The sequence below is a fragment of the Roseibium sediminicola genome (assembly GCF_023156505.1).
Lineage (GTDB): Bacteria > Pseudomonadota > Alphaproteobacteria > Rhizobiales > Stappiaceae > Roseibium > Roseibium sediminicola.
In genome coordinates this window covers 237,359-255,466 of sequence record NZ_JALNMJ010000007.1, presented here as the reverse complement: position 1 = coordinate 255,466, position 18,108 = coordinate 237,359, and the positions used below count along the sequence as shown (strand labels likewise).

17 protein-coding genes are annotated in these 18,108 nt (G+C 63.3%); 3 read left to right on the top strand and 14 right to left on the bottom strand.

What is annotated here, in order from left to right; genetic code table 11:
- The first annotated feature begins 3 nt into the window (after positions 1–3).
- The 3 genes from M0H32_RS12680 to M0H32_RS12670 are packed head-to-tail and all read left to right on the top strand — an operon-like array spanning position 4 to position 3,802.
- Positions 4–864 carry an ABC transporter permease gene (locus M0H32_RS12680; protein ID WP_248154477.1) on the top strand — a complete coding sequence of 287 codons (861 nt, stop codon included), beginning with the start codon at positions 4–6 and terminating at the stop codon, positions 862–864.
- 8 nt (positions 865–872) lie between these two features.
- Positions 873–2,495: a GMC family oxidoreductase gene (locus M0H32_RS12675; RefSeq protein ID WP_248154475.1), complete on the top strand. Its 1,623-nt coding sequence runs from the start codon at positions 873–875 to the stop codon at positions 2,493–2,495.
- An 8-nt stretch (positions 2,496–2,503) separates the two neighbouring features.
- A complete protein-coding gene (locus M0H32_RS12670) occupies positions 2,504–3,802 on the top strand; it encodes an NAD(P)/FAD-dependent oxidoreductase (protein ID WP_248154473.1) in 1,299 nt (432 codons plus the stop codon).
- Between the two features lie 10 nt (positions 3,803–3,812).
- Here the strand turns inward: M0H32_RS12670 and M0H32_RS12665 are convergent, their stop codons facing one another.
- The 14 genes from M0H32_RS12665 to M0H32_RS12600 form a co-directional block, all read right to left on the bottom strand.
- Positions 3,813–5,096: a TRAP transporter large permease gene (locus tag M0H32_RS12665; protein WP_248154471.1), complete on the bottom strand. Its 1,284-nt coding sequence runs from the start codon at positions 5,094–5,096 to the stop codon at positions 3,813–3,815.
- Positions 5,096–5,644 carry a TRAP transporter small permease subunit gene (locus M0H32_RS12660; protein WP_248154469.1) on the bottom strand — a complete coding sequence of 183 codons (549 nt, stop codon included), beginning with the start codon at positions 5,642–5,644 and terminating at the stop codon, positions 5,096–5,098. The genes M0H32_RS12665 and M0H32_RS12660 overlap by 1 nt, the downstream gene beginning before the upstream one ends.
- Positions 5,645–5,662: 18 nt before the next feature.
- Positions 5,663–6,700: a TRAP transporter substrate-binding protein gene (locus tag M0H32_RS12655; RefSeq protein WP_248154467.1), complete on the bottom strand. Its 1,038-nt coding sequence runs from the start codon at positions 6,698–6,700 to the stop codon at positions 5,663–5,665.
- 20 nt (positions 6,701–6,720) lie between these two features.
- Complete coding sequence (locus tag M0H32_RS12650; RefSeq protein ID WP_248154465.1) at positions 6,721–7,548, bottom strand: putative hydro-lyase; 828 nt, start codon at positions 7,546–7,548, stop codon at positions 6,721–6,723.
- A gap of 72 nt (positions 7,549–7,620) precedes the next feature.
- On the bottom strand, positions 7,621–8,523 hold the full coding sequence (locus tag M0H32_RS12645) for a LysR family transcriptional regulator (RefSeq protein WP_248154463.1): 903 nt from the start codon (positions 8,521–8,523) through the stop codon (positions 7,621–7,623).
- A 532-nt stretch (positions 8,524–9,055) separates the two neighbouring features.
- Positions 9,056–10,630 (bottom strand): acyl-CoA dehydrogenase family protein, encoded by a 1,575-nt coding sequence (locus M0H32_RS12640; RefSeq protein ID WP_248154461.1) that lies wholly within the window; start codon positions 10,628–10,630, stop codon positions 9,056–9,058.
- Positions 10,631–10,854: 224 nt separating this feature from the next.
- Complete coding sequence (locus M0H32_RS12635) at positions 10,855–11,310, bottom strand: DUF3237 domain-containing protein (RefSeq protein ID WP_248154459.1); 456 nt, start codon at positions 11,308–11,310, stop codon at positions 10,855–10,857.
- Complete coding sequence (locus M0H32_RS12630) at positions 11,307–12,179, bottom strand: amidohydrolase family protein (protein WP_248154457.1); 873 nt, start codon at positions 12,177–12,179, stop codon at positions 11,307–11,309. The genes M0H32_RS12635 and M0H32_RS12630 overlap by 4 nt, the downstream gene beginning before the upstream one ends.
- Before the next feature lie 16 nt (positions 12,180–12,195).
- Positions 12,196–14,010, bottom strand: a complete 1,815-nt coding sequence (locus M0H32_RS12625) for a feruloyl-CoA synthase (protein ID WP_248154455.1) — start codon at positions 14,008–14,010, stop codon at positions 12,196–12,198.
- A 22-nt stretch (positions 14,011–14,032) separates the two neighbouring features.
- Positions 14,033–14,518, bottom strand: a complete 486-nt coding sequence (locus M0H32_RS12620; RefSeq protein ID WP_248154453.1) for a MarR family winged helix-turn-helix transcriptional regulator — start codon at positions 14,516–14,518, stop codon at positions 14,033–14,035.
- 4 nt (positions 14,519–14,522) lie between these two features.
- Complete coding sequence (locus M0H32_RS12615) at positions 14,523–15,290, bottom strand: crotonase/enoyl-CoA hydratase family protein (protein WP_248154451.1); 768 nt, start codon at positions 15,288–15,290, stop codon at positions 14,523–14,525.
- 10 nt (positions 15,291–15,300) lie between these two features.
- Complete coding sequence (locus tag M0H32_RS12610; RefSeq protein ID WP_248154448.1) at positions 15,301–16,065, bottom strand: SDR family NAD(P)-dependent oxidoreductase; 765 nt, start codon at positions 16,063–16,065, stop codon at positions 15,301–15,303.
- 89 nt (positions 16,066–16,154) lie between these two features.
- Positions 16,155–17,471 (bottom strand): TRAP transporter large permease, encoded by a 1,317-nt coding sequence (locus M0H32_RS12605; RefSeq protein ID WP_248154446.1) that lies wholly within the window; start codon positions 17,469–17,471, stop codon positions 16,155–16,157.
- On the bottom strand, positions 17,468–18,055 hold the full coding sequence (locus tag M0H32_RS12600; protein WP_248154444.1) for a TRAP transporter small permease: 588 nt from the start codon (positions 18,053–18,055) through the stop codon (positions 17,468–17,470). The genes M0H32_RS12605 and M0H32_RS12600 overlap by 4 nt, the downstream gene beginning before the upstream one ends.
- Between the last annotated feature and the right edge of the window lie 53 nt (positions 18,056–18,108).

Here is an 18,108-nt window from a genome sequence, read left to right as displayed (position 1 = left end):
ACAATGCTTGCGCAAAAGAAAACCTCCCCGTTCCTGCTCGGATACCGGCTCTATGTGGTCGCCTTCTTCATCTTCCTGGCGGCACCGCTGATTTCGGCAGGCGCCTTTGCCTTCAATGACAGCCTGTTCCCGGCGCTGCCCTGGCAGGGCTTCACCCTGGACTGGTTCTTTTCCGACACCGAGCCCAAGCTCGGCATGTTCCACGACCGGCGCTTGTTGCAGGGGCTCTACTATTCTTTTGTCATCGCCATCTTCGTGGCGGCCCTGTCGGTGTTCGTCGGCACCACCAATGCGTTTCTGTTCGTGCGCGGCGAGTTTCCGGGCAAGAACTTCTTCTACATCATGATGGTCGTGCCTCTGGTGATCCCCGGCGTGATCCTCGGCATCTCGATTCTGGTGCTGGCCAGCGACACGGCCAATTACCTGGAAGACACGATCGATCTGGAACTGGAGTTCCTGCGTCCCGGCATCCTTCTGGTCGTCCTCGGCCAGTTCTCCTTCATCGCCACCATCACCTCGCTCGTGATCACCGCGCGGCTGAAGAAATTCGACGAGACCATGGAGGAAGCGGCCTTCAACCTCGGCGCCAGCCGCGCCCGGGTGCTGCGCACGATCACGCTGCCCTTCCTGCGCCCGGCCATGATCGCCGCCGGCATCGTCGCCTTTCTGGTCTCCTTCGAGAACTTCAACACCACGCTGTTTCTCGTCGGTTCGGAAGCGCCGCTGACCATCACCATGTATGACCGCATGGCCAAGGTCGGCTCGACCCCTGTGCTGAACGCGGTCTCCTTCGTGCTGATGGTCGGCTCCGGCCTGCTGGCGCTGCTCTCCATCCTCATCCAGCGTGACAAGTCCGCTCAATAGGAGTTTTCATGGCGGAGTTCGACTTTGTCATCGTCGGTGCCGGCTCGGCCGGTGCCGTCCTCGCCGACCGCCTGTCGGAAGACGGCAAATACAGCATCTGCCTGCTGGAGGCCGGCGGCTCGGATCTGAATTTCTGGATCTGGATGCCGATCGGCTACGGCAAGGCCTTCTACAACAAATCCATCAACTGGATGTACCACACGGAGGCCGATCCCGGTCTCAATGGCCGCTCCGGCTATTGGCCGCGCGGCAAGGTGCTCGGTGGCTCCAGCTCGATCAACGCCATGGTCTATATCCGCGGCCAGCACGCGGATTTCGAAGACTGGAAGGCGATGGGCAATCCCGGCTGGGGCTGGGACGATGTCCTGCCCTATTTCAAGCGCTCGGAATGCCATGAGGGCGGCGCCGACGCCTATCGCGGCGGCGATGGTCCGCTCCACGTCTCCGGCATGGAGCACAGCGTGCATCCGCTCTGCGCCAATTTCCTCGACGCCTGCGAAGAGGCCGGTTTCGAGCGCAACCCCGATTTCAATGGCAAGACCCAGGAAGGTGTCGGGCTCTACCAGATCACGGCCAAGGGCGGCTTCCGCATGTCCACCGCCCGCGCCTATCTCTCCCGCGCCAGGAAACGCCGCAATGTCAGCGTCGAGACCCACGCCCACACCACCCGGCTGATCATGGAGAACGGCCGCGCCACCGGCGTCGTCTATCGGCAAGGCGGTGCGGAGAAAACCGTCCGCGCCCGCCGCGAGGTCATCCTGAGTGCGGGGGCCGTAAACTCGCCGCAGATCCTGATGCTGTCAGGCATCGGCGACAGCGAGACGCTGAAAGCCAAGGGCATCACACCCTCTGTGCACGCACCCGCCGTCGGCCGGAATCTGCAGGACCATCTCGGCCTCGACTACCTCTACCGCTCGAAAGTGCCGACGCTGAACCAGCAGCTTTACCCCTGGTGGGGCAAGCTGGCGCAGGGCATTCGATATGTGCTGACCCGCAGCGGTCCGCTGTCGCTCAGCGTCAACCAGGCCGGCGGGTTCGTGAAAAGCAATCCGGACACCGAGCGGCCAAACATGCAGCTCTATTTTTCGCCCGTCAGCTACACAAAGGCGCCGAAGGGCAAACGCCCGCTGATGAATCCGGACCCGTTCCCGGGCTTCCTGCTCGGCTTCCAGCCGACCCGCCCGACCAGCCGCGGTCATATCGGTCTGCGCTCGGCGGACCCGTTCGACACTCCGGAAATCCATCCGAATTCGCTCAGCACCAACCGGGATCTCAGCGAGATGGTCGAAGGCTGCCGGCTGATGCGCAAAATCGCGGCCAGCCCGTCGATGCAATCGGTGATCGATCAGGAAATCACACCCGGTCCCGCCATCCAGTCCGACGAGGAGATGCTGGAGGACGTGCGCAACCGCTGCTCCACCGTGTTCCATCCGGTCAGCACCTGCCGCATGGGTCCCGACAGCACCGAGAACGTGGTCGACGCCCGGCTGAAGGTCTACGGTGTCGACGGGTTGCGGGTGGTCGATGCCTCGATCTTCCCGGCGGTCACCTCCGGCAACACCAACGCCCCGGCGATCATGGTCGGTGAAAAGGGCGCGGACCTGATCCTTGAAGACACGAGAGCGGCATAGGATTGAAGATGGCTGAGACGCTGTTCGCGGACGGGTTCAAGACAACGCCCTATTGGCAGGACACCGCCCCGGCCGTGCCCCTGCCCAATACGGCGCTGCCATCCGAGATCGATGTCCTGATCATCGGCGCGGGCTATACCGGTCTCAACGCCGCCCTGCAGACGGCCCCGCAAGGTCTCGGTACCCTGGTGCTCGACGCCGAGCATCCGGGCTGGGGCTGCAGCCTCAGAAATGGCGGCCAGCTGTCGACCAGTCTCAAACCGTCCTTTGCCGCGCTCGCCAGGCGCTACGGCCGGGAGCTGGCAACCCAGCTTTGCCAGGAAGCCCAGGCCTCGCTCGACTACATGCATGCCTTCTCGCAGGAGGACGGCATCGAGATGGGTCTTAAGGAGGTCGGCCGCTTTCACGGCGCCCACAAGCCGCATCTCTACAAGAAGCTGGAACAGGATTGCACCGCTGGCCATCCGGTCTGGACCACCGACACCTTCATGGTTCCGAAGGCGGAAATGGCCCGGGAGCTCGGCACGGACGCCTATCACGGCGGCATCGTCTTTCCGCATCACTGCAGCATCGATGTCTCGAGCTACCACCCCTCGCTCCTGAGAAAGGCGCTGGCGGCTGGCGCCTTGGTGAAAGGCACATGCAGGGTGCTATCGATCGAACGGCTTGGCACCGGCTTTCAGGTGCTGACCAGCGAGGGCACTGTCAAGGCGGGCAAGGTGATCCTCGCCACCAACGGCTATTCCGGCCCGCTGTCGCCCTGGCACCAGCGCCGGATCATCCCGATCGGTTCCTATGTCATCGCCACGGAAGAGCTCCCAACCGAGGTTGTCGACCGTCTGTTCCCGACCGACCGGGTGCTCTCCGACACCCGCAAGCTGGTTTATTATTACCGCCTGTCGCCAGACCGGAAACGGATGCTCTTCGGCGGCCGGGTGTCCTTGAGCGAAACCGATCCGCGTAACAGCGCGCTGAAACTCCACCGGGACATGACGGCCCTTTTTCCGGAACTGGCCAGTGTGAAGATCAGCCATGGCTGGATGGGCTTTGTCGGATACACCTTCGACACGCTGATGCATGCCGGTGAGGACAAAGGCCTCTTTTTCGCCGGCGGCTATTGCGGCTCGGGCGTCGGCATGGCGAGCTATCTCGGCATGCGCATCGGCCAGAAGGCGGCGGGCCAGGAAAAGGCCCTCTCCGCCTTCGAGCGTATCCCCTTCCCGACCCGTCCGCTCTACACCGGCACCCCCTGGTTCCTGGCCCCCTCGGTGCTGGTCTACCGGCTGCGGGATAAGCTGGGAATTTAGGAGCTATCCCTCACCGCATTGCCGCTGGCAGATAGAGCGCGATTTCCGGGGCGGCGATCAGGGCGACGACCATGGCCAGCATGGCCAGCACATAGGGTGTCGCACCCAGCATGACATCCGTGATCGAACCGCCCTTGCGCGCGCCCTGGACCACGAACAGGTTGAGCCCGACCGGCGGTGTGATCAGCGCCATCTCGATCAGAACGATCATCAGGATGCCGAACCAGATCGGATCGTAGCCGAGGCTGGTGACGATCGGCACCACGATCGGAATGGTGATCACCATCAAGGACAGTGTCTCGATGAAAAAGCCGAGCACGATATACATGCCGACAATCACCAGAAGCGTTTCGAGCGGACCGACGCCGAGCCCTTCCAGGAAGCTGCGCAGCTCCTGCGACAGGCCAGCCGCCGACAGGGTGAAGTTCAGGAAGGACGCGCCGATCACCACCAGCATGATCATCGAGGTGACCTTGACCGTTCCGATGATGGCTTCGCCGATCATGCGTGTGCTCAGCCCGCCAAACAGTGCCGCGATGGCGATCGCTCCGGCGACCCCCACCGATGCTGCTTCGGTCGGGGTCGCCCATCCCTTGTAGATCGACCCGATGATGGCCGAGAACAAGAGGATGATCGGCAGGAGGTCCGCCAGGCCGCGCAGCATCTCCATGACCGGAAACGTGCGCCGCGCACCGCCGAGCTTCGGCTGGACCATGCAGACCAGCGCCGTCACGAGAATAAAACCAAGCGCCAGCAGCACTCCGGGCAGGAGCCCAGCCAGGAACAGCTGCGGGATCGAGCTCTGGGTCAGGAAGCCGTAGACGATCAGGTTGATCGACGGCGGGATCATGATGCCGAGCGTGCCGCCGGCGGCAATCGCCCCGGAGAACAGCTTCGGATCGTAGCCGAGCCGGTCGGCCTGGGGCATGGCGACTGTGGCCACCGTGGCGGCGGTCGCCACCGACGAGCCGGAGGTTGCCGAGAACATGGTGGCGGTGGCGACATTGGCGTGGACCAGCCCGCCCGGCAGCCAGGAGACCCAGCGGTCCAGCGCGGAATAGGTCCGGGCGGCAATGCCGGTGCGCACCAGGATCTCGCCCAGCATGACAAAGAACGGGATCGCTATCAGCGCCGAGTTTTCAGACGTCGACCAGACCATGGAGCCGAGGCCCCGTGTCAGCGGAAAGGCACTGAAAAACTGGTCGATACCGAAGCCCAACAGAAACAGGACGATACCGACCGGGATGGACAGGGTCAAAAGCCCGAGCAGGCCGATGGAGACGAAGGACAGCATCAGACAGTCTCCTCTTCGGGAAAGGCGCCGATGGCCTGTTCGGATTTCTCGAACTGCCCCTGAAAGACCAACAGGAGCGCGGCGATCAGGGTCAGCCACGCGGTGACCGCGAACCAGACCCAGCCGGCGAACCAGGGCAGCTGGACAAGCGCCAGCGGCGTTTCCAGCGGCGTGTTGGCGTGGGAGGAATTGCGCAAGGTGGTTGCAACCACCGGCCAGCACTTCAAGGCGACCACAGAGATAGTGCTGGCCAGCGTGAACATAGACAACAGGTCCAGGACGGCACGGCCCATGGGCAGCCCCACTGAGCGCCTCAAGAAATCGATCCGGATATGGGAAAGTTCCGTCAGCCCGAAGGCCATGCCCCAGGCTGTGCCGATCGCCATCACATAACCGGAAATCTCGTCCGTGCCGCCAAGGGACGCGCCAAGCTGGCGGAGACCTATATCAATGAGAACAAGTCCTGCACAGGTCAGGAACAACAAGCCGACGGCAATCGCGACGGCCCGGTTGATCCGGGACAGGATTGATAGAAGCGTCTCCGCCACCTTGACCTCTCCCGTCCGTCAGTTGGTCTTGATGGTGACGCCGACAACAGCGCCGACACTGTCGTTCCAGCGCGCGGCCCAGTCGCCGCCGGCCCGTTCTGCCCATTCCGGCAGCACCACCGTCTGCAGGATCTCGCGGGCGCGCTCGATGTCGCCGTCGCTGGCTTCGACCAGCACCATGTTGCGGCTGTCGCCGGAGGTGCAATCGCCCTTGCCGGTCAGGCAGGCAATGTCATTGGCGAGCGCGCCCTCGGCGACCGCCCAGGCAGGTGCCTCGAACTGGCTGGCGATTTCCTTTTCGATCAGGGCTTTGGTGTCGTCGCTCAGCGTATTCCACTTGTCGAGATTGATGGCGGTCACCACCGGGTCCCAGCCGCCGAGCGGGATCGGCAGCAGATGGGTGGAAACTTCCCACCAGCCGGCGCTGTATCCGGAGCCGGCCCCCGTCACCGCGCAGTCGACAACGCCTTTCTGCAAAGCGCCCGGCACTTCGGAGAAGGAAACCGTGATGCCTTCGGCGCCAAGCGCTTCCAGGAATTTCGCCGTCATGCGGCCGGACGCGCGCACCTTGAGGCCTTTCAGATCGTCCAGAGACCCGACTTCGGCGTTGCAGAACACCACCTGCGGCGGATAGGGCGCAATCGCCAGAACCTTGGAATTGAAGCGCTTTTCGAAGATCTCCTCGACCATCGGCCGCGCCGCTTCAACAGCTGCCTTGGCCTTGTCCGCGGACATGGCCACCAGCGGCACGTCGAGCCCTTCCAGTTCCGGTGCGTCGGCAACTGCATAGTCGCCGACCGTCATGCCGACATCGAAGACACCCTGGCCAAGCAGGCGGAAAACCTCGCCGACACCCAGATTCATCTGGTTGTGGGTGGTCACCGTCGTCTCGATGGTGCCGCCGGAAGCTTCCGGAAGCTTCGTCTGCCAGAACGGCGCCTCGAACTCCTTGTGCAGCGGCAGGCTGGACCAGCTGCCGACAACAGACAGCTCTTCGGCAAGCGCCGGCGAGGACAGGGCCGCAGAGGCCAATAGGGAAAGCAGGATCTTTTTCATAGGTTCCACTCCGTGAAGGTTTATCTTGGCATGTTCTTGTTTGTTATGATTGGAATTTCCGCCGTATCGGGCACATCGGTGATCAGCATGTGCCCCGGCTTGTGCGTGATCAGCAGCGGCAGCGCCGCTTGCTGGATGACGGCCTGGGGGGTAACCCCGCAGGCCCAGAAAACCGGCGTATGACCCGCCGGTTGAGGCACGCTGTCTCCCCAGTCAGGTGCCGAGAGATCCGAAATACCGATGGCCGCCGGATCGCCCACATGGACGGGCGAGCCGTGTGCCAGTGGAAACCGCGCCGAAATCGCGACGGCTTCCTCGACCCGCTCTTCCGGGATCATGCGCATGGAGACAACCGTCGGCCCGCGGAACGGTCCGGCCGGAACTGTCTCCAGGCTGGAGCGGTACATCGGCACGGTGACGTTGTTGGCGATGTGCCAAAGCTCGAAGCCGGCCTCGATCAGGGCGTGTTCGAAGGTGAAGGAACAGCCGAGCGCGAAGGCGACCAGATCGTCGGTCCAGAGATCCCCTATCTCCGTCACCGATTGCACCAGTTGTCCGTTGCGATAGATGTTGTAGGCTGGCACGTCCGTGCGGATGTCGATATCCTGGCCGAGGGTAAACAGGATCGGATTGCCGGTATCCGACGCTCCAATCAAGGGGCACGGTTTCGGGTTGCGCTGGCAGAAGCGCATGAAATCCAACGCGAATTCTTGCGGAATGATGGCCAGGTTCGCCTGCAGCAGGTTCCTGCCGAGACCGGCCGTGTGCGAGGCATAGCCGCCCGAGCGGATCTGTGCGCGGACAGTGGCAATGCCTGTTTGTCTTAGGGTTTCGTAGCTCTGCAACACAGGATTTTCCTCCAGTCAGGAAAGGGTCCCGCAGAGCGCCCATAATCTCAAATCGAAGTTTTTTGGGTGTTTCTATAAAGGATCTTTATAGCCTGAATAGACCTCCGCCACCTCGAGCGCCTTTTGCGCCGCGGCGGCCACCACATGGCTGCGCGGATCGCCGAGATAACTCGCCGAAAACCTCAGGGCATCCGGCACAAAACCGGGATCGAATGCCTCGATGCGGCCGCCCTCCACATAAGGCCGGGCGAGCGCTCTGGGCAGCGCCGCGACGCCGAGCCCCGCTTCCACCAGCCGGAAACAGGCGGACAGGGAGGAAGAGGGAAACAGCTGCACATCCGTCGCCACCCGCTCCTGCAACAGGGTCTTCAGTTCCCGGTAGGGCCGCGTGTGGCGGGCATAGGTGATCACAGGCTTTTCCCGCAGCAGCAGCGCCCCGTCCTCCGCCTCGCTTCCGGCCTGGACATACCAGGCAAGGTCAAATCCGGGCAGCTCGACATTGTCGACCGAATATTCCGAAATCGGCCCAAGCAGCAGCGCCAGATCGATCTCCCGGTCGATCAGCCCGGCGCGCAGGTTCACCGAGATGTCGACATTGATCTCCACGATCAGGTTGGGATAGTCGGCCCGAAGCGCGGCCACCAGGTCCGGCAACCAGCATTGCGCGATGGTCTCCGAGGCACCGATGCGCAAATGCCGGTCGATGCCCTCCGGCGCGACCACCGTCTCCTCGACCTTGTCGGACAGGCGCTCGAACTGTTCGGCGAAAGTCTGCAGCAACTCACCACGCTTGGTCAGCTTGAGGCGGCCGGGCGAGCGCTCGAACAGCTCGGTACCGAGCGATTCCTCCAGCCGTTTCAGCCGTGTGGTCACCGCCGGCTGGGTCAGGTTCAGGATATGCGCCGCCTTGTTGACGCCGCCATGGCGCACCACGGCGAGAAACGCCTTCAACTGTTCGAGATTGAGCGGATGCATGAAGGAAAGCCTTTTGTTTCTTTGGGGCCACCATGCGTCAGGATGGGAAGATTGGGAAGGGCAACTCAAATCTCCCGTTTCGCTCCTCCTGGAACGTGCCACCCCACAGTTGTCATCCCGGACGCAGCGCAGCGGAGATCCGGGGCCTACTCGCGAGTCAGCTTGCTGAAGACCTGGTGCGTGGCATGAGGCTCAATGAAACCTTCACTCGCTCTGGAAATGAGTGGGCCCCGGGTCTCGCGTTGCGCGCCCGGGGTGACACCGACTATGTGGCGAACTTGCCTCCAATTTGCCGGCTAGCCATTCCCGTCACTCTCTCACTTCGTTCGTCATTGCCGGACTTGATCCGGCAATCCATGCCGTGACCTGACCATTCAACGAGACCTTGCAAGCTGGAGACGCAACGGCATGGATCCCATGGTCAAGCCATGGGATGACGATGTGGGACAGAAGACCGCAAACATGCATCCCCATTCCCGCCGAGCGACGTGGCGGAAGTGTACTCAGGGCCTTGAGAGCCGTTCCCATCCCCTCACGTCGTCGACAAAAATCCCCTTGGCGCCAGTGCCTTGTTCGCCAGCCGCCGGATCCTTGCCGGGTCCGGATGGTGTTCGGCGGCGTCCGTCATGCGCGCCCAAAGGAAAGGCAGCAGCGTGCCGCAGGTGAGCGCCATGAAGTCATGGGCGAGTTCCGACGGATCGGCACTGGCCAGCACCTGGTCCCGCGCCGCCTGCCAGGACTGCATCAGCTTCAGGAGCCGGGGATGGCTCGGGCCGCGTGCGCCGCATTCGGCCTGAAGAAAGGCCTCAAAGGCCCGGCCGGCGTCAGCCGGCAGCAGTCGTGTCACCAGAGTGCGCTCGTGAATGCCGTTGGCGCCCTCGTAGATCGCTGCGATGCGGGCGTCACGGTAGGCCTGTTCCAAAAAGTATTCCTTCAAATAGCCATAGCCGCCAAGCACCTGCATGCCGAGCTCGGTCGCGCGCATGCCCGCTTCGGTGCAATAGACCTTGGCGACCGGCTTCAGGAACTCCGCAAACTCGGGGGCTTCACCAACCTCGATCATTACCAGTGTCAGATGGGCAAGAGCCCGCCCGCCGAGCGCCAGCATGTCGATCTCGTCGAGCATGCGCCGGACATCGGCATGGTGATCGAGTGTCACCGGCGCCCCGTCCGCGCCCCGTCCCTGGACGCGCTCCGCCGCGTAGCTGCGGGCAATGTCGGCGGCCCGGGCGGCATGGGCCACGCCCTGCAGAGCGACATCGACACGGGCATGGTTCATGATCGTGAACATGGCCTTGAGCCCGGCGCCCTCCTCCCCGACCAGTTCGGCCTCAGCATTATCGAACCGGAGCTGGCAGGTCGGCGACGCATGCAGGCCCATTTTCTCCTCGATCCGGGTGACCGAGACAGTATTGCGGCTGCCGTCGTTCAACGTGCCCGGACACAGGAACAGGGACAGGCCCTTGAGCCCGTCATCGGAGGTGCGTGCCAGCACCAGGTGATGGATCGTCTCGCTCATGTCCTGGTCGCCACCTGAGATGAAGATCTTCTCGCCGTTGACCAACCATTTGTCGCCCGACGGCGTTGCCCGGCAGCGGATCCGCGACAGGTCGGATCCGGCTTCGGGTTCGCTCAGGCACATGGTCGCCAGCGCGGCGCCGGAGGCAAAGTCCGGCAGGTAGCGGGCCTGCTGGTCTTCGGTGCCAAAATCCATCAACGTGCTGACGGCACCGGGCACCAGACCCGTCACCATCTGCAGGCTGTGGTTCGCACCGGAAAAGATCTCCGAGGTGATGCCCAGAACGGTGGCGTCGAGCCCCTGCCCGCCATGGGCTTCCGGCACCGTCAGCCCTGACCAGCCCTGTTCGGCATAGGCGGCATAGGCGTCCTTGAACCCGTCCGGCATCCGCACCCGGCCGTTCTCCAGCCGGCCCCCCTGCCTGTCGCCAGGCTCGTTCAGCGGCGCCAGCTGGCCTTCGGCAAAGGCGGCGAAATGCGCGCCGATCTCGGCGGCAAGGTCCCTGTCCCAATGCGGCAGGACGGGCGCGCCGGCCACATGTTCCAGCGAGAACAGGATGTCGTCCAGAGGAGCGGAAAAGGGTTTCATGCGCGGTCCTCGCGTGCGCCTGGTTTCCAACCGAAGGTAAGCAGCCCCTCAGCCCCCAACAACGTCATCCTGAGGAGGGCGACAGCCCGTCTCGAAGGATCGGCCGCTTGCGCCCGAATGCGTTGCAGATCCTTCGAGACGGACCTTGCGGTCCTCCTCAGGATGACGCTGTGGGTGTGGGACAAGCCGTTGGCAAGGGACTGATGGAACATCTCAAACCATCCTCACTTGACGGCAAAAAGCGACACCTGGACGGCGGAAGCGAGCCGCCGGCCGGTGCCGACAAAGATCGTGCGGTTGACCCAGGCATAGCGCTGGTCGCCGGTCTCCAGCCGTGCGCTCGTGCGGAAATAATAGAGCGCCGGATCGACCTCCTCGCCGCGCGCAAGCGCGTTCAGAACCTCCGGCGGGCCGTGCCGCACGCCCTTGTTGACGATCTCGATCACCGCGCCGTCATCGGTTTCGAAGGCATAGCGCGTGTCGATATCGGAAGAACCGTCGGCAAGCGTTGTCTGCCAGTCGGCGCCGAGGTTCAGGATGGTGCCCGAGACCTTGCCTGACACCATGCCGCCGACAATCGGAATGATTCGCCGGGCACCGTTCCGGCCCGCGCCCATCTCGCGGACCGGGCCGAGCTCGACCTCCAGATCGCAAAAATGGCTGAGCGCGGGAATAATCATGACAGCCCCAGCAGCCTTGCGGCATTGCCCTTGATGATGTCGGGGCGCAGCTCGTCCTTGATGGCGATCTGCTCGAAATCGGAGAGCCAGCGTTCCGGCGTGATCATCGGCCAGTCGGAACCGAACAGCACCTTCTTCTTCAGGATCGAATTGCAGTATTTGACCAGAATCTCGGGGAAGTATTTCGGCGACCAGCCGGAGAGGTCGATATAGACATTCGGCTTGTGCTGGGCGACGGCCAGCGCCTCCTCCTGCCAGGGGAAGGAGGGGTGCGCCAGGATGATCTTCATGTCCGGGAAGTCGACCGCAACATCGTCCATATACATCGGGTTGGAGTATTTGAGCCGCATGCCGTTGCCGCCGCGCATGCCGCTGCCGACGCCTGTCTGGCCGGTATGGAAGAGCGCAATACCCCCCTCCTCCGCGATCGCCTCATAAAGCTCGTAGGCCATGCGGTCATTGGGATAGAAACCCTGCATGGTCGGGTGGAACTTGAAGCCCTTGATACCGAACTCCTTCATAAGTCGCCGGGCCTCACGCGCACCCAGCTTGCCCTTGTGCGGATCGATCGAGGCAAAGGGAATGAGCACGTCGTCATTCTCGGCGGCGAGCTCGGCGACCTCCTCGTTCTTGTAACGCCGGTAGCCGGTTTCCCGCTCCGCATCGACCGGGAAGATCACCGCGGCGATGTTCTGTTCCCGGTAATGCTGCGCCGTCTCAGGCACGGTCGGCGGATGGGTCCAGGGCGCGCGGAAATATTTCGCCATGGTCGCCTGCAATTCGTCATAGCCGTCGTCCGAATGACAGCCGCAGGGCTCTTCCGCATGGGTGTGAATGTCGATGGCGCGAACCTTGGTGATGTCGACCATTTCAAGCGCTCCTCAATCAGAGTGTGACCACAGCCGGGTCATCGTCGGTGTAAAGCCGCTCCAGCAGCGCCGCCCGGCGCGCCAGAACCTTGCGGATATTCAGATTGCCTTTGGCCGTCATCTCGCCTTCGGGCATGGACGGCGGCTCGGCGAGCACGATGGCACGCGAGACAAGCGTGGAACTGCCGCTGATCTCGCGGGCGCGTTCGGACAGGCGCCGGTGGATCTCGCCCTGCAGCAGCTTGCAGGCATAGGCACCGTCCGCCTCGGTCAGCTCGAAACCTTCGCGGGTCAGCTCGGCCACGTTCGGGAAGATCATCACGCCGATCTGGTTCCGGTCCGCGCCGGTCACCACCAGATCGGACACGAGCGGTGCAAGGCGGGAGAGCATGTCGAGTTTCAGCTGCGCCGCGCGCACCCAGGTGCCCGATTGCAGCTTGAAATCCTCGGAAATCCGGCCATCGAAACGCATGCCCTTGTTGGGATCGTCCTTGTCCAGGAACACCATGGCGTCGCCGGTGATGAAGAAGCCCTCGTCGTCAAAGGCGGCTTCAGTCTTCTCCGGATCGTTGAAATAGCCGGGCATCACGCTCGGTCCCTTGACGCGCACTTCGCAGCGCATGTCCTCGTCCGGAATCAGTTTCACGGTGACGCCGTTGACCGGCACGCCGACAATGCCGGAGCGCGGCGCCGGTTCCTGCTGCATCATGGCCGCGGGCGCGGTTTCGGTGAGGCCCCAGGACGAGGTCATCAGCGGGATCTCGCCCTTGACCTCCAGTGCCATCTGCTCGAAGCCGGACCAGACATCCTGCGGCAACGACGCGCCCGCGTAGAAGACCAGGTCGAGATCTTCAAAGAACCGGCGGCGCAGTCCGTCGTCTTCCTTCAGCGCCTTCAAGAGCATGCCGAAACCGAGCGGAACATTGAAACAGAGCGTCCCGGTTTTCAGGCCGAGGTTTTCGACAGTGCGCTCGAACAGGCCCTTCACCGGCTTGCCGTCGTCGATATAGAGGCTGCCGCCATTTGCCAGCATCATGTTGAAATTGTGCGAGCCGCCGAAGACATGGTTCCAGGGCAGCCAGTCGACAAGCACCGGCGGGCGTTTTCTCAGGAAAGGCAGCCCATCTGCGAGCTGGGCCTGGTTGACGCACATCATCCGATGCGTGGTCAGCACGCCCTTGGGGCTTGAGGTGGACCCGGAGGTCATCAGGATCTTGCCGACGGTATCGGGCGTCACCCCAGCAAAGGCCTCGTCGGCATCGATGCCGCCGTCGCCCTTCAGAAGGTCGTCGAAGGCGGTGACGTTTCTGCCTCCGGGTCGGCTGGCGACGATCTCGACGCCCTCCAGCGCCTCCAGTGCAAGCGCTTCGCCGAACTGCTCCGCGTCGACCACGTAGGCCATCTTCGGCCGGACAAGGCCGATCACTTCGCGCAGACGTCCGTGGGCGCCATGCACCAGGGCATATTGCTCCGCGACCGGCACGATCGGCACGCCGACATATTGCGCGGCAAGGGCGAGGATGCCGTGATCGACGCCGTTGCCGGACATCACCAGGATCGGGGTCGAGGCATCCAGCCCCCGCGCCAGCAGCGCAGCACCGACGGCGCGCACCTTGCCGAGCACATCGGCATAACTTTCCTCGCGCCAGCCGGCACCGCTGCGTTCTGCCAGGAAAATCCGGTCCGGCGCGGTTTCCGCCCACTGGTGCAGCCAGTCGCCGGTCCGCTCGACCGTCGGGGTCAGCGCATGGGTCGATCTCATCAGCATCGATCCGTCGGCACGCTTTTCCAGGTCGACGGAATGGGTCTGAAAGTCCGCTGTGCGTTTCATGACTGCTCCTCCCAAGGCCATCTCAGGTCTCCCGATGCCGGTTGGCTTCAATCAGCTGCATCACTTTCATTGCGGTCCTGAGCGCATCCGGGTTGATGCCCTTAAGCAGGCGCTCTTCATGAGCCTGAACAGCGGCCACGGCCTTCTCGCAAAGCCGTCGCCCGGCCAGCGTCGCCTTCAGCGCATAGGCCCTGCGGTCGCTCGGCAACCGGTCCCGCAGGATCAGGTCGCGCCGTTCCAGCTCGTCGATGATCACGACCAGATTGGGCCGCTCGATATCCATGGCTTCCGCCAGCTGCGACTGGCGCAGGCCCGGATTGTCGACGATCAGGATCAATGCCGTGTAGGTGATCATGCGGAGCTTGAACGGCTTCAGGGTCCGGTTGAGGTCCGACTGGATGACGTTGAAGGCGCGCTTGATCTGATAGCCGTGCAGCGAGCGCAGGGTGCCGTCACTGACACTTGCAGCTTCCATGGGAAGATCGGGCTCGGACAAGGGTTTCTTCATGGCATCACCGGAAGGTTGGGTTACGCTTTTCCAGGAAGGCGGCAAGGCCTTCCAGCGCATCCGGACTGGTCTGGGTGATCGCCGCGCACAGGCTTTCGGTAAAGAGACCGTCGGCCTTGGACATGTCGCCGATCCGCGCAAGCGCCTGGATCATGATGTAGTTGGAGAGCGGTGCGTTGGAGGCAATCTTGCGCGCCAGCTCCTGGGCCTTGGCCAGCGCCTCACCTTCGCCGACCACATAATGGGTCAGGCCAAGCGCAAGGCCTTCCTCCGCGCTGTATTTGCGCCCCGTCAGCATCATTTCCGTCATCCGGTCCGCGCCGAGTATGCGACCGACCCGGACGGACGCCCCGCCGCCAACGAAGATCCCGCGCCGGCCTTCCGGCAGCTGGAAAAAGGCGCTCGGTTCTGCGACCCTTGCGTGGGTGGCCGAGGCCAGTTCCAGCCCGCCGCCGATCACCGCGCCGAACATCGCCGAGACCACCGGCAGCCCACCGAACTGGATCCGGTCCATCACTTCGTGCCAGCCGCGGGAATGGCGCATGGTGCCTTCCGCGTCGCGGGCAACATGCTCGCTGAGGTCGAGCCCGGAGCAGAAATGGCCCGCCGTTCCGGTCAGCACCACCGCCTTCACGCCTTCCGGCGGCTTTGAGAAAAAGCCGTCAATCGCCTCCAGCAGCGCGTCGCACATGGCATTGCGCTTATCCGGGCGGTTCATCGTCAGCGTGGCAACGCTGTCTTCGATGTCGATTTTCAGGATCGGGTCTGACATTCATCTATCCTCAGCGTGGCGGCAGGCGCACGGCGCCGTCCAGGCGGATGGTGGTCCCGTTGAGGAACGGGTTGGTGACGATGTGTTCGGCGAGCAGCGCGAATTCGTCCGGCTCGCCGAGGCGCGGCGGAAACGGAATATTGGCGGCGATCTTGGCCGAGATCTCTTCCGGCAGTCCTTCCATCATCGGGGTGCGGAACAGGCCCGGTGCGATCGCCATGACACGGACACCGTGCTGGGCGAACTCGCGCGCGGCCGGCAGGCACATGGCGGCGATGCCGCCCTTGGAGGCCGAATAGGCCGCCTGTCCGAGCTGGCCGTCCTCGAAGGCGACCGACGCCGTGTTGATGATCACGCCGCGCTCGCCATTCTCCAGCGGCTCTTCCTCGAGCAGGCGCCTGGCCGCATGGCTCATGACGTTGAACGTGCCGAAGAGATTGACCTTGAGCGTCTTTTCAAACGTGTCGAAGGACAGCTTGCCCTCCCGGCCGACGATGCGCGCGGCAAAGCCGACGCCGGCGCAATTGACGACCACCCGCGGCGCGCCCCCCAGATATCCGGCGGCTTCGTCCAGCGCCCGGCCGACGGCGGCCTCGTCGCTGACATCGGCCTGGACGGCTTTCGCGCCAATCTCTTCGGCAACCTTGCCGGCCTTGTCGATGTCATAGTCAAGCAGGACGACCCTGGCGCCCTGGGCGGCGAAATGCCGGGCCGTCGCAGCGCCGAGGCCACTGCCCGCGCCGGTCACCAGCGCGGTGGTCTGGCTCAATTGCATCGCTTCGCCTCCAATTCAGTCTGACCTATCATTGTTATGATCCATATCTATTTTGATACACCGAAACCCTCGCCATTCCTCCGGGCGGCCTAGCCGCCCAGAAGGAACAGGGTGATGGAGGGGAACAGCACCAGAAGAATGACCCGGACGATGTCCGAGGTGACGAACCAGAGCACCGCCTTGTAGGTCTCCTTCATCGGCGTCGACCGGTCCATCGCATTGATGATGAAGAGGTTCATGCCCACAGGCGGTGTGATCAGCCCGACCTCGACCACGATCAGCACGATGATGCCGAACCAGATCGCGACATGTTCCGGGCTCATGCCGAATTCCAGCACACTGATCACCGGGAAGAAGATCGGGATGGTCAGCAGGATCATCGACAGGCTGTCCATCAGGCAACCGAAGGCCAGATAAAACAGCAGGATCAGGGTGAGCACCGTCCACGGGCTGAAGCCCTGGCTGACAACCCAGCCCGAGAGCTCCTGCGGCAACTGGCTGAGAGCCAGGAAGCTGTTGTAGAAGCCTGCGCCCAGGATGATGAAGAAGATCATCGCCGTGCTCATTGCCGTCTGGATCATGCTGTCGAGGAACATCTTCCAGGTGAGGTTGCCGGAGACCAGCGCCACGATACCCGTGCCGGCCGCGCCGACCGCAGCGCCCTCGGTCGGGGTGAACCAGCCGAGATAGATGCCGCCGACCACCAGGCCGAACACCAGCAGCACCGGCCAGACATCGACCAGCGCCCGCATCCGCTCCGCGTAGGGCACCGCCTCGCGCGTGCCGGCCGCCGCCGGGTTGAGCCGGACATAGATCGAGATGGTGATCATGTAGCCGATCGCCGCCAGGATGCCCGGGATGAAGGCGGCCAGGAACAGCTTGGCGATGTTCTGTTCCGTCAGGATGGCGTAGATCACCAGGATCACGGACGGCGGAATGAGAATGCCGAGCGTGCCGCCGGCCGCCAGCGTTGCGGTCGAGAAGCCGCCGGAATAGCCGTAGCGGCGCAGTTCCGGCAGAGCGACCCGGCTCATGGTGGCGGCGGTCGCCAACGATGAGCCGCAGATCGCGCCGAACCCGGCACAGGCGCCGACAGCGGCCATGGCGACACCGCCCTTGCGGTGGCCGAGCCAGCTTTCGGCCGCCTTGAACAGGGAGGAAGACATGCCCGAATGGGTCGCGAACTGGCCCATCAGCAAGAACATCGGAATGATGGTCAGCGAATAGCTCGAGAAGGTCGAGTAGGTCTCGCTCTTCAGCTTGGAGAGAAAGATGTTTGGGCTACCGGTGGCCAGCCACAGGCCGCCGATACCGCAGATCATCATGGCAAGCCCAATCGGCGCACGCAGGAAGATCAGGATCAGCAGAACGGGAAAGGAATAATATCCGAGTTCAAGCAGGCTCAATGGACGCCCCCCTCGGGTTCCGGCGTGTAGCGTTTGCCCGTGATGAGTTCGAGAACCCGGGCAGCTGCGCAATAGACTGCAACGACAGAGGCGATCAGCGCCGCGCCGAAGCTGAGCGCAAAGGCCCACCAGATCGGGAATTGCAGCAGGAAAGTGGTTTCGTTGTAGCGCATCTTGTCTTCCATGCCGACGAACAGCCGCCAGGTGATCAGCAGGATCAAAGCGCTCAGCAGCACTTCCCAGAAGGTTTCAAGGAAGCGGTTCAACCAGCGCGGAAACCCGGTCGCGAAGATATCGACCGTCGCATGGCCGCGGCGCAGCTGGCAGATCGGCAGGAAGGCGAACACCGTGAAGCTTATGCCGGCCTCGACCAGTTCAAAGTCACCGGAGACCGGGCCGACACCGGTCGCGATCAGAGCGTTGCCGATGCTTTCGGAGAGCGATTTCATCAGGTCGGAGTGGCCCAGGGTATTGAGGCCGCGGCCGAGCACGCTGATGCAGGTCAGCGCAATCAGCGCTGTGAGCACCAGCCCGCCAAGGATTGCCATGAAGCGCGCAAGACGCTCCACCAGAGTGAGCAGCATTGTCTTAGGTCCAGTCGGAGCGCTTCCCCCGGAAATCATATCCCGGGAGAAGC